At 67.0% G+C, this 14,989-nt stretch carries 10 protein-coding genes; 5 read left to right on the plus strand and 5 right to left on the minus strand.

Annotated elements, in window-relative coordinates; genetic code table 11:
• Positions 1–76: 76 nt before the first annotated feature.
• Complete coding sequence (locus tag ToN1_RS09795) at positions 77–718, plus strand: DedA family protein (protein WP_169207407.1); 642 nt, start codon at positions 77–79, stop codon at positions 716–718.
• A 140-nt stretch (positions 719–858) separates the two neighbouring features.
• On the plus strand, positions 859–2,742 hold the full coding sequence (locus tag ToN1_RS09800) for a putative bifunctional diguanylate cyclase/phosphodiesterase (RefSeq protein ID WP_169207408.1): 1,884 nt from the start codon (positions 859–861) through the stop codon (positions 2,740–2,742).
• A gap of 28 nt (positions 2,743–2,770) precedes the next feature.
• Here ToN1_RS09800 and gdhA read toward each other — a convergent pair whose 3' ends face one another.
• Positions 2,771–4,114, minus strand: coding sequence for an NADP-specific glutamate dehydrogenase (gene gdhA, locus ToN1_RS09805; protein ID WP_169207409.1), 1,344 nt, complete (start codon positions 4,112–4,114; stop codon positions 2,771–2,773).
• A gap of 218 nt (positions 4,115–4,332) precedes the next feature.
• A complete protein-coding gene (gene icmF, locus ToN1_RS09810; protein ID WP_169207410.1) occupies positions 4,333–7,611 on the minus strand; it encodes a fused isobutyryl-CoA mutase/GTPase IcmF in 3,279 nt (1,092 codons plus the stop codon).
• 150 nt (positions 7,612–7,761) lie between these two features.
• On the opposite strand from icmF, the gene ToN1_RS09815 reads away from it, so the two are divergent.
• The 3 genes from ToN1_RS09815 to ToN1_RS09825 all read left to right on the plus strand — a co-directional run bounded on the left by ToN1_RS09815 (position 7,762) and on the right by ToN1_RS09825 (position 11,790).
• Positions 7,762–8,865, plus strand: coding sequence for an AraC family transcriptional regulator (locus tag ToN1_RS09815; protein ID WP_169207411.1), 1,104 nt, complete (start codon positions 7,762–7,764; stop codon positions 8,863–8,865).
• An 85-nt stretch (positions 8,866–8,950) separates the two neighbouring features.
• A complete protein-coding gene (locus ToN1_RS09820; protein WP_425305830.1) occupies positions 8,951–11,059 on the plus strand; it encodes a PAS-domain containing protein in 2,109 nt (702 codons plus the stop codon).
• The gene (locus ToN1_RS09825) at positions 11,056–11,790 is read left to right on the plus strand and encodes a response regulator transcription factor (RefSeq protein WP_169207413.1); all 735 of its coding nucleotides are present in this window, start codon (positions 11,056–11,058) and stop codon (positions 11,788–11,790) included. The genes ToN1_RS09820 and ToN1_RS09825 overlap by 4 nt, the downstream gene beginning before the upstream one ends.
• A gap of 63 nt (positions 11,791–11,853) precedes the next feature.
• On the opposite strand, the gene ToN1_RS09830 is transcribed toward ToN1_RS09825, so the two are convergent.
• Genes ToN1_RS09830 through ToN1_RS09840 form a run of 3 tightly spaced genes read right to left on the minus strand, consistent with a single transcriptional unit; the run spans position 11,854 to position 14,976 of the window.
• Complete coding sequence (locus ToN1_RS09830) at positions 11,854–12,633, minus strand: metal ABC transporter permease (RefSeq protein ID WP_169207414.1); 780 nt, start codon at positions 12,631–12,633, stop codon at positions 11,854–11,856.
• Complete coding sequence (locus ToN1_RS09835; RefSeq protein WP_210148081.1) at positions 12,630–13,547, minus strand: metal ABC transporter substrate-binding protein; 918 nt, start codon at positions 13,545–13,547, stop codon at positions 12,630–12,632. Before ToN1_RS09835 ends, ToN1_RS09830 begins: the two co-directional genes overlap by 4 nt.
• Positions 13,548–13,575: 28 nt before the next feature.
• Positions 13,576–14,976, minus strand: coding sequence for a hypothetical protein (locus tag ToN1_RS09840; RefSeq protein WP_169207415.1), 1,401 nt, complete (start codon positions 14,974–14,976; stop codon positions 13,576–13,578).
• Positions 14,977–14,989: the final 13 nt, after the last annotated feature.

The following is a 14,989-nucleotide window of genomic DNA, read 5'->3' on the forward strand; positions in this document are numbered from 1 at the left end:
CATCGCCGGCCGCTGTTCCGGTCGCCGGCCCGGGCGTCGGGTAGAATTCCGGCCTTTCCCACCTGCGCATCCGTCCATGGAATTTTTCGCTCCGCTGCTCGACATCGTCCTGCACCTCGACAAGCACCTCGAAGCGCTCGTCAGCGCCTACGGCGTCTGGATCTACGCGATCCTGTTCGCGGTGATCTTCAGCGAGACCGGCTTCGTCGTCACCCCCTTCCTGCCGGGCGATTCGCTGCTGTTCATCGCCGGCGCGCTGGCCGCGCTGGGCAACATGGACATCTCGCTGCTGATCCTCACGCTGACGGCCGCCGCGATTCTCGGCAACACCGTGAATTACTCGATCGGCCGCTACTTCGGCCCGAGGGTCTTCCATTGGGAGAACTCGCGCCTGTTCAACAAGGCGGCGCTGATGAAGACGCATCTGTTCTACGAGAAGCACGGCGGCAAGACGCTAGTGATCTCGCGCTTCCTGCCGCTGTTCCGCACCTTCGCGCCCTTCGTCGCCGGCATCGGCAGCATGAGCTACGCGCGCTTCACGCTGTTCAACCTCGTCGGCGCGCTGGCCTGGGTCGTGTCGCTCACGCTCGCCGGCTACTGGTTCGGCAACATGCCGTGGATCAAGCAGAACCTCACGCTGGTGATCGTCGGCATCATCGTGCTGTCGCTGCTGCCCGTGGTGATCGGCGCATTGAAGGCACGCTCGACCGCGTCCTGAGCGTGACGGAAGTGGCGGCGCAGCGTTGCGTCGCCGCGCGCCCGGCACTAGGATGAATTGTCGCCGGTGCGAGCGCGCGCCGTCGGCACGGCGCTCGGGCCGACAGACGCCGTGGCGGTGCACGCGCAAAGGAGAGCGTCATGAGCTACGCCGAACGCGCGCTGCGCACACTGAGCGCGGGCAACCGCACGCTGTTGCGGGCGCAGGACGAGGCAACGCTGCTGCACGACATGTGCCGGGTGATCGTCGAACTCGGCGGCTATCGCATGGCGTGGGTCGGCTACGCCGAACACGACGAGGCGAAAACCATACGTCCGATGGCGCACATGGGTTTCGAGGAGGGTTTCCTCGAGCTCGGCCGCTTCACCTGGGCGGAAGGTGAATCCGAGAGCTCGCGCGGCCCGACATCCCAGGCGATCCGCAGCGGGAAACCGGTGGTAGTGCAGGACACCACCACGCTGGCCAGCACCCAGCTCCCCGTCCCCCTCGAAGAAACGCTCAGGCGCGGCTACGCATCGATCGCCGCTTTCCCGCTGATCATCCAGGACAGGACGATCGGCAACCTGACGATCTTCGCCGCCGAAGCGGACGCCTTCGACGAATGCGAGACCCGGCTCCTCGCCGAGATGGCCGACGACCTCGCCTTCGGCATCGCGAACCTGCGCATGCGCGAGCGCCACCGCGAGGCCGAGGAAACGATCCGCCACATGGCGTTTTTCGATGCGCTCACCGACCTGCCCAACCGCAGTTCGGTGGGCGAGACGCTGGCCGCGGAGATCACGCAGGCGCAGCTGGAAAACCAGTCGATGGCTGTGCTGCTGCTGAAGGTCGGACGTTTCCAGGAGATCAGCGACACGCTCGGCTATCAGGAAGGCGACCACCTGATCGTCGAAATGGCCGCGCGGCTGCGCCACCTAGCGGGACCCGACAAGTCGGTTGCGCGCGTCGGCGAGGACGAATTCGCGATCATCATGCCGCGCTCGAGCGCCGAAGCGGCGATGCGCGTGGCCCACCACACGATGCGCGAGGCGTGCGATCCGGTGGACTTCGCCGGACTGGCGATGGACCCGCATGCCTACATCGGCATTTCGCTCTTCCCCGGTCACGGCAACACCCCCGAGGCGCTGCTGCGACGGGCGAAGATTGCCGCGGTTCAGGCGCGCCGGACGGCATGCAAGTACACCTTGTACAAGGGCACCGAAGACCGCGAGAGCACTCGTCGGCTGGAGCTGATGAGCGAGTTGCGCAGTGCGATCGACCATAACGAACTGCTGCTGTACTGCCAGCCCAAGGTATCGATCCGCAGCGGTGAAGTCTGCGGCGCCGAGGCGCTGGTGCGCTGGCAGCACCCGCAGCACGGCATGATCGCCACCGGCGAATTCATCGCACTGGCCGAACACGCCGGCCTGATCATGCCGCTCACGCGCTGGGTGCTCGAGGCGGCCTTCCGCCAGTCCTACGCATGGCACGAGAGGGGGATCGCACGGCCGCTGTCGGTGAATCTGTCGGCCCAGGACCTGCGCGACCCGCGTCTGATCGACCGAATCAGCGGACTGTTCGCGACCTGGGCGCTGCCGCCCGAACTGGTGCAGTTCGAACTTACGGAGAGCGCGCTCATGGAAGACCCGGCCGGCGCCCTGGAGACACTGGATCACCTCAAGGATCTCGGCGTCGACCTCTTCATCGACGACTTCGGCATCGGCTACTCGAGCCTGAGTTATCTGCAGAAGCTGCCGGTCGATTCACTGAAGATCGACCACTCCTTCGTGACCAGCATGCTGGAGAACCAGGGCTCGGCCGTGATCGTGCATTCGACGGTCGAGCTGGGTCACAACCTCGGGCTGGGTGTCGTCGCCGAGGGGGTCGAGAGCGAGGGGCTGTGGAACCGGTTGCAGGAGCTGGGCTGCGACACGGCGCAAGGCCATTTCGTCGGCCGGCCGATTCCGACTGCGCAGTTCGACGAATGGGAGGCGCAGTCGCCTTGGAGCCATCCGGCGCCGGGCAACCACGTGGCGCTGCACTGAGCGCGACGCGGTTGCCCTTGCATGGGTGTCAGATCACGCCCTGCGCCAGCATCGCGTCGGCGACCTTCACGAAGCCGGCGATGTTCGCACCGTCCACATAGCTGACCGAGCCATCCGGTCGAGTGCCGTGCTGCACGCATGCTTCGTGGATGCTGCGCATGATGCCCAACAGGCGGGCGTCGACCTCTTCGCGCGGCCAGGACAGACGCATCGCGTTCTGGCTCATCTCCAGGCCCGAAGTCGCGACGCCGCCGGCGTTGCTCGCCTTGCCCGGCGCATACAGCACCCCGGCATCCTCGAACACGCGCACCGCTTCGGCCGTCGACGGCATGTTGGCGCCTTCGGCGACGCACTTGACGCCACTCTTCACCAGCTTGCGCGCGTCCTCGCCGTCGAGCTCGTTTTGCGTCGCACACGGCAATGCGACATCAACGGGCACGTGCCACGGCGAGACGTCGGGCTGGAAGTTGGCCTTCACGCGCTGGGCGTAATCGCTGACGCGACCGTAGAGGTGATTCTTCACTTCCATCAGCTCGGCGAGCTTCTCGGTCGTGAAACCGTCCTCGTCGACCACCGTGCCGCTCGAATCGGACACCGTCACGACCTTCGCGCCGAGCGCCATTGCCTTCTCGACCGCGTACTGCGCGACATTGCCCGAGCCGGACACGCTGACGCGCAGGCCGTCGAAGGACATGCCCTTGCGCTTGAGCATATCTTCGGCGAAATACACGGTCCCGTAGCCGGTCGCCTCGGGGCGGATCAGCGAGCCGCCGAAGGCGAGGCCCTTGCCCGTGAACACGCAGTCGGCGCGGTTCGACAGCTTCTTCATCATGCCGGCCATGAAGCCCACTTCGCGCCCACCCACGCCGATGTCGCCTGCCGGCACGTCGGTGTCCGAGCCCACGTGGCGGAACAGCTCAGTGACGAAAGCCTGGCAGAAACGCATCACCTCGGCAGGGCTCTTGCCCTTGGGATCGAAGTCCGAACCGCCCTTGCCGCCACCCATCGGCAGCGTCGTCAGCGCGTTCTTGAAGGTCTGTTCGAAGGCGAGGAACTTGAGGATGGAGAGATTCACCGAGGGGTGGAAGCGCAGACCGCCCTTGTAAGGGCCGATCGCCGAACTGTGCTGGATGCGGTAGCCGCGGTTGACCTGCACGTCGCCGTGGTCGTCCACCCACGAGACGCGGAACATGATCACGCGCTCGGGCTCGACCAGGCGATCGAGCAGGCCCTGCTCGGCGTATTTGGGGTGGCTGGAGATGAACGGCCAAAGGCTTTCGATGACCTCGGTCACGGCCTGCAGGAATTCGGGCTGGCCGAGATTGCGCACAGCGACGTGTTCAAGAAACTGCTCGAGCGATTGGTATTTCATCGAATTCCCCGAAATGGTGCGTTTATTACGCCGATAGTGGATCGCCCGCCTTTATGCACCACTTTGAGGCGCCAAATCAACGATTTTCTGCAGCTTTGTTAACTTTTCTTAATTTTCGCCCCATTCTGGTGCGCAAATCGCTGCGCGTAGGGCGTTACACGCAAGAAAAACGGCGCCGAAGCGCCGTTTTCCGATCGATTGCGCAGGTTTTCTGCGACTTACATGCTGCGACGATACTGGCCGCCGACCTCGTACAGCGCGCCGGTGATCTGGCCGAGCGAGCAGTAGCGCACCGCATCCACCAGCACCTCGAACACGTTGCCGTTTTCGATCACGGTCTGGCGCAGCTTGGCCTGCCACTTCGACGCGTCGGCCTTGTTGCGGGCATGGAAGTCGGCCAGGCGCTTCAACTGGCTCTGCTTCTCCTCCTCGGTCGAGCGCGCAAGTTCGATCTCCTGCTGCGCCTGGCCCTTCGGGTTGAGGAAGGTGTTCACGCCGATAATCGGGTAAGAGCCGTCGTGCTTCTTGTGCTCGTAGTAGAGCGACTCCTCCTGGATCTTGCCGCGCTGGTAGCCGGTTTCCATCGCGCCGAGCACGCCGCCGCGCGAGGCGATCGCCTCGAATTCCTTCAGCACCGCCTCTTCGACGAGATCGGTCAGTTCGTCGATGATGAAAGCGCCCTGGTTCGGGTTCTCGTTCTTCGCCAGACCCCATTCGCGGTTGATGATGAGCTGGATCGCCATCGCGCGGCGCACCGATTCCTCGGTCGGCGTGGTGATCGCCTCGTCGTAGGCGTTGGTGTGCAGCGAGTTGCAGTTGTCGTAGATCGCGATCAGCGCCTGCAGCGTGGTGCGGATGTCGTTGAAGTCCATCTCCTGCGCGTGCAGCGAGCGGCCCGAGGTCTGCACGTGGTACTTCAGCTTCTGGCTGCGCTCGTTCGCCCCGTACTTGTTCTTCATCGCCACCGCCCAGATGCGGCGGGCGACGCGGCCGATCACCGAGTACTCCGGGTCCATGCCGTTGGAGAAGAAGAAGGACAGGTTGGGCGCGAAGTCGTCGATGTGCATGCCGCGCGCCAGATAGGACTCGACGTAGGTGAAGCCGTTCGACAGCGTGAAGGCGAGCTGCGAGATCGGGTTCGCACCGGCTTCGGCGATGTGGTAGCCGGAGATCGACACCGAGTAGAAGTTCTGCACCTTGTGATGGACAAAGTATTCCTGGATGTCGCCCATCATCTTCAGCGCGAACTCGGTCGAGAAGATGCAGGTGTTCTGGCCCTGGTCTTCCTTCAGGATGTCGGCCTGCACGGTGCCGCGCACCGAGGACAGCGTCCATTCCTTGATCTTCTGGTACTCGGTCTCGGTCGGCTCGCGGCCGTTGTCGGCCTTGAACTTGGCGACCTGCTGGTCGATCGCGGTGTTGAAGAAGCACGCGAGGATGATCGGCGCCGGTCCGTTGATGGTCATCGACACCGAAGTCGTCGGCGCGCACAGGTCGAAGCCGTCGTACAGCACCTTCATGTCGTCGAGCGTCGCGATCGACACGCCGGAGTTGCCGATCTTGCCGTAGATGTCCGGACGCAGGTCGGGGTCGCAGCCGTACAGGGTTACCGAGTCGAAGGCGGTCGACAGGCGGTGCGCGGGCATGCCCTCGGAGACCTTCTTGAAGCGGCGGTTGGTGCGGAAGGCGTCACCTTCACCTGCGAACATCCGCGTCGGGTCCTCGCCTTCGCGCTTGAATGCGAACACGCCGGCCGTGTAGGGGAAGGAGCCGGGGACGTTTTCCTTCATCAGGAATTTCAGCGACTCGCCGTCGTCATCGAAATTCGGCAGGGCGACCTTGCGGATCTTGGTGCCCGACAGCGAATCCGAGGTCAGCTTGGTGCGGATTTCCTTGTCGCGGATCTTCACGACGTATTCGTCTGCGGCGTACAGCTCCTTCGTGCGCGGCCACATGTCGAGCAGCTTCTTGGCGGCCGGCGTGAGTTCGCCGTCCTTCCAGTCGATCATCTCGGCGAACGAACCGGCATCCTTGCCGCATTGCTCGAACAGCGCCTTGGCGATCTTCAGCGATTGGCGCTCGCGCGCGACGCGGGCCTGCTGCTGCACGTGCTGGTGGTAATCGCGAACCGTGTCGGCGATCTCGGCGAGGTAGCGCACACGCTCGGCCGGCACGATCGCACGGCCGCGGCTCGACGCCTTGGTCGTGACCTTGGGCAGCGCGCCCGGCTTGGCCTTGAGGCCCTTCTCCACGAGGCGCGGGAAGATCGCCTGGTACAGCGCGGTGATGCCGTCGTCGTTGAAGCGGGCGGCCATCGTGCCGAACACCGGCATGTCGTCGGTCGGGGTGCTGAAGAGCTCGCGGTTGCGCTGGTACTGCTTGCGCACGTCGCGCAGCGCGTCCTCGGCGCCCTTGCGGTCGAACTTGTTGATCGCGACGAAGTCTGCGAAGTCGAGCATGTCGATCTTCTCGAGCTGGCTCGCGGCGCCGAATTCGGGCGTCATCACGTACAGCGACAGATCGACGAAGGGCACGATCGCGGCGTTGCCCTGGCCGATGCCGGAGGTCTCGACGATGATCAGGTCGAAGCCGGCAAGCTTCGCGGCGGCGATCACTTCAGGGAGTGCCGCGGAGATCTCGGAGCCGGTGTCGCGCGTCGCCAGCGAGCGCATGTAGATGTTCTCGTGCTCGATCGCGTTCATGCGGATGCGGTCGCCGAGCAGCGCGCCGCCGGTGCGCTTGCGCGACGGGTCGATCGACACGATGCCGACGCGCAGCTTGTCGTTCTGGTCGAGGCGGAAGCGACGCACCAGCTCGTCGGTGAGCGAGCTCTTGCCGGCACCGCCGGTACCGGTGATGCCCAGCGTAGGGGTCTTGACCTTGGCGGCGGCTTCGACGAGCGCCTTCTTGACGTCGTCGCCATAGGCGCCATTTTCCAGCGCCGTGATGATGCGCGACAGGCTGCGCAGCGCCGCCTTGCGGTCGCCGTTCGTAAGGGCCTTGACGACCGCGTCAGCGGCGCCGGGGGCGGCTGCGGTGAGGTCGAAGTCGGAATTCGCGACGAGGTCGTTGATCATGCCCTGCAGGCCCATGATCGCGCCGTCCTCGGGCGAGTAGATGCGCGTGACGCCGTAGTCGTGGAGTTCCTTGATCTCGGACGGCACGATCACGCCGCCGCCGCCGCCGAACACCTTGATGTTCTCGCCGCTATTGGCCTTCAGCAGGTCGATCATGTATTTGAAGAACTCGACGTGGCCGCCCTGGTAGCTGGTGATCGCGATGCCCTGCACGTCTTCCTGCAGCGCCGCGTTGACGATCTCGCCGACCGAGCGGTTGTGGCCCAGGTGGATGACCTCGGAGCCGGTCGATTGCAGAATCCGCCGCATGATGTTGATCGACGCGTCGTGGCCGTCGAACAGCGCGGCGGCGGTGACGAAACGCACCTTGTGCTGCGGCTTGTAGGCGACGAGCTTCTTCGCTTCGCTGAGATTGGTCATGCCTTCTTCCCTCTGGTTGGCGCCCGGGCGGCGCTGGGTCATGTTTGTGCGCTTAATGGTAGAAGGCGGACGAGGCATTTGCCATTGTGCGTACCGACGACAATCGTGCAAAATCCGCCAATCTCTCGCCACCCATCAGGACACCCCCGCATGCCCGCAGGCCTGCCGCCCTCCGCTGCCGATGCCGTGCCGCTGCGCCCGAAGCGCGCGACGGTCGCCATGGGTTTCGTGAGCGGGATGCTCGCGGGCATGCAGGGCCGCGGCCGCGACCCGACGCCCTTTCTGGTCGCGGCCGGCATCGAGCTTGCAGACCCCGCCACACGGGTGCCGATCGACCGTTACGCCCGGCTCTACAACGACATCACGCGCGCGCTCGACGACGAGGGCTTCGCCCTGTTCGCACAGCCGATGCGCAGCGGCAGCTTCGAATTCCTGTGCCGCGGCATGCTCGGCGCCGCGACGCTGGGCGAGGCGCTGGACCGCGCGGCGCGCTTCCTGCGCATCGTGCTGCCCGATCTGGCCGTGAGTGTGCGCCGCGCTGAGGACCCGGACGACGAGCGCGCCGAGCTGCGCATCTCCGAGACGCGCCGCCTCGCCGACTGGCGTGGCGATCCTGCACGCGTGTTCGCCTTCGAATGGCTGCTGCGCCTGATCCACGCGGTGGCCTGCTGGCTCGTCGGCCGCGGGCTCGCGCTCGACTCGGTGCATTTCCCCTATCCGCGCCCCGCGCACGCCGACGACTACGCGCTGGTGTACACGGAGCACTCCTTCTTCGACGCCGGCACGCTGGTCGCGCGCCTGCGCGACAACCTGCTGGACCTGCCCGTGCGGCGCGACGAGGCGGCGCTCAAGGCCTTCCTCGACGGCGCACCGGGCAAGATCACGATGCTGTACCGGCGCGACCGCGACATGGTGCTGCGCGTGCGCGACCTGCTGCGCGACGCGCTGCCGGCGAGCCTCGCGCTGGAAGACATCGCCGCGCGCATGCATATTTCGCCGCGCACGCTGCACCGCAGGCTGGAGGACGAAGGGGCGACCTTCCGCTCGATCAAGGACGCGCTGCGGCGGGACATCGCGCTGTCGCGGCTGACGAAGACGCAGCAACCGGTCGCGACGATCGCAGCCGAACTGGGGTATGCCGACACTTCCGCCTTCTACCGGGCCTGCGTCGCGTGGACGGGGGTGTCGCCGGAACGCTTCCGCCGGCAACTGCACCATCAGCCGGGCGGCCGCCGGACCTCGCAGGACGGATGAGCACCGCGCTTTCCGCCCTGCGCCCCGGTCCCGCGAGAACAAGCTGCTCTAGAATGGTGCAGACTCTGCCGGAGCCGACCACCCGATGCTACGCAACGCCCCCCCATCCGAGCCGCCCAAACTGCCGCCGCGCATGTCCGGGCACGAACTGCGGCGCTACGACCTGCTGCTCGCCGGCCTCGACCTGCTCGATCAGGCCATTGCGGTGTTCGACGCAACCCCGAAGCTCGTCACCTGGAACAAGGCGATGCTGCGCCTGCTCGACTTCCCCGAGAGCATGGTGCGCGTCGGCACGCCCTTCGAGGAATTCGTGCGCTTCAACGCCGAACGTGGCGAGTACGGCGACGGCGAACTGGAAAAACTGGTGTCGGAACGCATGGCAGCGGCCCGCGCCTTCCTCCCACACTACGCCGAACGCAAGCGCCCCAACGGCAAGATCCTCGCGATCCGCGGCGTGCCGATCCCGAACCTGGGCTTCGTCTCGCTGTGGACCGACATCACTGAGCAGCGCCGCGCCGAGGAGGTCATCCACCAGCAGAATCTCGAGCTCGAGGCCCGCGTCAAGGCGCGCACGCAGGAACTGGAAGACGCCAACGCCTGCCTCGCGCGCGCCAACGCCGAGATCGACGAGATCGCCGGCGCTCTACGCCACAGCGAGGAGAAACTCAAGACCATCATCGACTCGATCCCCGCACTGATCGCCTACGTCGGCCGCGACGAAGTGTACCGGTTCGCGAACCGCGGCTATGCGGAGTGGTTCGGTCTGGGCAAGGAAGAGATCGTCGGGCGCTCGATCGAGAGCTTATTCGGACCCGAGCTCTATCCCATCGTCCGGCAACGTCTCGCAGTCGTGGACCGCGGCGAGCGCGTGAGCTACGAATACGCGCGCAGGCTCGCCAATGGCCGCACGGTGCATGCGCGCAGCGTGATCGTGCCGGAGATGTCCGCACAGGGCGAGGTGCAGGGCTATTTCGTGCTGTCGACCGACATCACCGAGCAGAAGGCGAGCCAGGCCGCGCTCATCCAGGCGCAGAAGATGGAGGCCGTGGGACAACTCACCGGCGGCCTCGCGCACGACTTCAACAACCTGCTGACCATCATCATCGGAAATCTGTCGGCGCTGCAGGCGCAGGCGCCCGGCGCCCGCCTGAGCGAGCACCTCGACCCCGCGCTGCACGCCGCGCGACGGGGCGCGGAGCTCATCAAGCGCCTGCTGACCTTCTCGCGCGGCCAGGCGCTGGAGCCTCGCGCCGTCGAGGTTGGCGCCCTGGTGCAGGACATGGCGCAGCTGCTCGCTCGTTCGCTGACCGAGAACGTACGACTGCACACGAGCCTGCCGGGCGCGCCGCTGTTCGCCTTCGTCGACGCCCACCAACTCGAGAACGCGCTGCTGAACCTCGCGCTCAACGCGCGCGACGCGATGCCCGACGGCGGCGACCTGACGATCGCGATCAGCGAACGCCACCTCGACGAAGAGCTGGCGGCACTCGCGGAGCTGCCGGCAGGCGACTACGTGCAGATCGACATCGCCGACACCGGCAGCGGCATCGACCCGGAACTGCTGCCTCGCCTCTTCGAACCCTTCTTCACCACCAAACCCTTCGGGCGCGGCAGCGGGCTGGGCCTGGCGATGGTGTACGGCTTCGTGCGCCAGTCCGGCGGCAACATCCGCATCCGCAGCACTCCCGCCAAGGGCACGACGGTGACCTTCGTGCTGCCGCGCGCGGAAGCCCCCGCCAGCGCCGACGCGAGCGCCTCGGCCCCGACCGTGAGGGCGGCCCTCAGCGTGTCGGGCCCTGTCCTGCTGGTCGAGGACGAACCTGAAGTGCGGCGCATCATCCGCTTGCAGCTCACCGCGCTGGGCCACACGGTGATCGAAGCGGGCGACGGCGTCGAAGCGTGGCTGCTCCTCGAGGCGGTGTCCGACATCGCCGTCCTCGTCACCGACACCATCATGCCGGGCGGCATCGGCGGGCGCGAACTCGTCGCTCGCACGCGCACCTTGCGTCCCGACATGCCCATCCTCATGATTACCGGTTACGCGAGCGACAACGCGCTCGCCGGCACCGCCGAACTCGACGTGCCCGTGCTGCGCAAACCCTTCGACCAGGCCGCGCTCGCTGCCGCACTCGACGAACTGCTCGAACACAGCGGGACAACTGCCATCCAGAGAGAGGAAGCCGCCGACCGATGACCGGACAAGAAACCTCGTCGCCACTGATCCTCGTGCTGGAGGACGAACCCGACATCGCGCGCATCATCTGCAACGCGCTGGCCGGCTACGGCTTCCGCAGCGAACACCTGCGCAGCGGACGCGAGCTGCTGGCCCGCGCGCAGCAAACCTCCCCCGACCTGGTGATCGTCGACCTCGGCCTGCCCGACATGGACGGCATGCAGGTCGTGCGCGAACTGCAGGACGGCAGCCCCTGCGCCGTGCTGATCCTCACCGGCCGCAACGACCTCACCGACCGCGTGCTGGGCCTCGAACTCGGCGCCGACGACTACATCGTCAAGCCTTTCGAACCGCGCGAACTGGTCGCCCGCGTGCGCTCCATCCTGCGCCGCTACACGCGCTCGGCCGCCCCCGAGGCCGGCGGCGAGGCGCCCGCCGAACGCACCGTCGCGCGCTTCGGCGACTGGCGCTTCGACACCGGATGCCATTCCCTGGTGCACGCGGACGGTTGCGAGACGGCCCTGTCCTCGGCCGAGGCCGCGCTGCTCCTGACGCTGGTGCGCCGCCCGAACAAGATCCTTAGCCGCGAGCAGCTGCTGGGCGAGCGCGACGTCGACCCCTTCGACCGCAGCATCGACGTGCGCATCTCGCGCCTGCGCCGCAAGCTCGGCGACGACCCGCACAATCCCAGGATGATCAAGACCGTGTATGGCGCGGGCTACCTGTTCGCGGCCCAGGTCGGCTGGGAGTAGGCGCACCGGGGTGACGTGAAGGGCGCCCGCCATCGCGCACGGGCAGCCCTCCTCCGGCGCCGTTCAGCGGACCTCGGCCGGCAGCGCGGCCGGCCGTGCCGCAGCCGCCCCCACCAGCGCGCAGGCCGCCAGCGTCCACACGATCACCGCGCCCGATGGCAGATCGAACACTGCCGACAGCGCCAGCCCGACTGCATAGCCGGTCGCGCCGAGCGCATAGGCGACGCCATAGCGCCGGGCCCCATAGTGCGCGCGCGTGCCGAGCGCCGGGATGATGAGGCTCGAAAACACGAGATACACGCCGACAAGCTGCACGGACGCCGTCACCGCGAGCGCGAACGCGGCGTAGAAACCGAAACGGCCGAGCCGGCGGACCAGCCCCAACCACATCGCCGCGAGCAGCAGCGCCGACACGGCCGCCAGCCACAGCAGCTGCGTCGTGCTGACCCACAGGATCTGCCCGACCAGGAGATCCTTCAGGTGTTCGCCGCCGTGCGGGTTGCCCGCGAGCAGCAGGATGCCGGCGCAGGCGGCGAGGATGAACATCACGCCGATCAGCGCCTCCTGCTGACGTGGCGCCCGCCGTTCGGTCCAGGTGAGCAACAGCGCGCCGAGGAGCGCCGCACCGACGGCCGCGAGCTGCACCGCGACGCCCCCCTCGGGCATGCCCAGCGCGTCGGCCGCAATCACGCCGAGTCCGGCGATCTGCGCAATCGCGAGATCGATGAACACGATGCCGCGGTCGAGCACCTGCGTGCCCAGCGGCACGTGCGTCGCGAGCACCAGCAGTCCTGCGACGAGCGCGGGCCCGAGGATGCCCCAGTCGAGCGCGCTCCAGTTCATCGCTTGCCCCCGGCGGCGAGCAGACGGGCCACGGTATCGTCGAACAGACCGAAAAGATCCTTGGCACCCTCGCTGCCGCCGACGGTGAAGGGCAGCTTCACCGCGGGGACCCCCGCATTGGTGTTGAGCCACTCCGACGCGCGCGGATCCTGGTATGCCGCATGGATCACCATGCGTACCGGCGTGCCCTTCAGCGCGGACAACACCCCCTGCAGATGCGATGCGGTGGGCTCCACGCCGGGCTTGGGCTCGAGCACGGCGACTTCCTTCAGGCCGAGCCAGTCGTAGAGATAGGTGAAGGCCTTGTGCTGCGACACCACCGGCGCGCCCTTCAGCGGCGCGGCCTGCGCGCTCCAGCGCGCGATCGCCTGCTGCCAGCGTTGTGCGAAGTCGGCCTGCCGCCGGGCGTACTCGGCCGCATGCGCCGGATCGACCTGCTGCAGGCGCGTGCCGAGCGCGGTCGCGACCTGGGCGATGTTGCGCGGATCGGTCTGGACGTGCGGATTGCCGGCGGCATGCACGTCGCCCTGCGAACGGTCGAGTTGGCCCGGCACGTCGAGCTTGCGCACGTAGTCGGCCGCGGCGAAGTTGCCCGGCTGGCCGGGCTGCACCTTCGCGTTTCCGGACTGCTGCAGCAGTATCGGCAGCCAGCCGATCTCGAGCTCGGCGCCCGTGCACACGACGAGGTCGGCATTGCGGGCACGCGCGATCAGGCTCGGTTTGGCCTGGATCTGGTGCGGGTCCTGCAGTGCGCCGGTGGCAACCGACACCTCGACCAGGTTGCCGCCGAGCTCCTGCACGAGCGCGCCCCACTCGGGCTCGCAGGCGAAGACGCGCAGCGCCGCGTCGGCGGGGCCCGCCAGCAGCGCGAGCGGCGCCGCAAGCAGGGCGATGAGGGCATTTCGGATCATCATGGTGTATTCCCCGTCATCGAAGGACATGTCAGTAGCCATGCGCGCCGTGCGCGCCCAGGCTCATCTGGTACTGGATGAAGAACTGGTTGTCGGTGACGCCCTCGCGCGAGCGGTCACGCGCGAACTGCAGGCGCACGCGCGAGAACTCGCTCGGGTTGTAGTCGAACATCAGCGTGTTCTTGCGCGGCCGGTAGTTGCCAAGGTCCAGCGCCGCCGCGTTCGCACCGAAGCGGGACGAACCGGGATCGAGCTGCTCGGTGCGCAGGCCGACCCGCCAGCCCGGCATGAACTGGTAAATCCCCTGCAGGTACCAGCCCGACTGCACCGCGCGGTAGTCGGCCGCACTGGCAACGTTATCGACGTCGTAGACGAGGTCGCCGTCGCGCGTGCTGCGCAGGTATTCCCCTTGCAACTTGAAGCTGGTGCGCGTCGCATTTCCGTTCGGCGCCCATTTCCACACGGCGTCGGCCACCCACACGCGCGTCCTGCCGCTGAACGCGTTGGTCACGCTGTTTCCGGCGGTATTCATCGCGTCGAGCTCCTGGTCCTTGGCCTTCGCACGCAGCACGGACAGTCCGGCGCGCCAGCTGTGACTCGCGCCGATGTCGCCGCCGGTATGCGCCGTAAGCGCGACCATGCCCGCGCCGTTGCGCGAGGTATCCGTACCGGGGAAGCTGCGCCCGCGTCCGAGTTCGGCCCCCAGTTCGAGGTACTGGTCGATCGGCGCCAACCAGGTCAGCTGCACGCCGTCGTCGCCGTATTGCGTGCCGAGCAGGGCCTGGTAGGCGAGCGGGTTGTCGACGAAATCCCAGGTGTGCGCATGCTGCGGATTGAGATAACCGATGCCGGAAAAGAAGCGGCCTGCCTTCAGCGACGCTCCGTGGCCGAGCGAGGTCGTCTGGACATAGGCCTCCTCGACCGAGACTTCGTTGTCCGGATGAAGGGCGATTGCAGTACTGCCGCGCCACCAGGGGTCGATGTTGGCCGAGATCCCGAGTTCGGTTTCGGCCAGGCTCAGACCGCGCGTTCCCGGCCCCACTTCCGCGTCGGTTGGCAGCTGGAAGCCGGAGATCGCGAAGTGCTCGGGGTCTCGCGACGTACTCGTATACAGACCCGAGAGAATCAACGATATGGCCGGATTGAAGGCGTTGGCGCCGCCACCCGACGCCACCGGGGCCGGCGGCGGTGGCGCGCTCGCGACCACGGCAGCGGCCGATGCCGCAGTGGCCCCCGGAACGGTGGCGGAGTTTGCCGCGGCGGCTTCCGCGGCCTTCAGGCGCGTTTCCAGCGCCTCAAGGCGTGCCTCGTAGGCGGCACGCATGGTGGCGATCTCCTGACGCAGCGTGGCGAGATCGGACGGGGATTCGGCCAGCGCGCAATGAGGCGTGGCCAAGGCGAGCGCGAGGCTCGCCGGCAATAGCTTGTGCATGAGTTTCCTGCTC

It is taken from the genome of Aromatoleum petrolei, assembly GCF_017894385.1.
GTDB classification, from domain to species: domain Bacteria; phylum Pseudomonadota; class Gammaproteobacteria; order Burkholderiales; family Rhodocyclaceae; genus Aromatoleum; species Aromatoleum petrolei.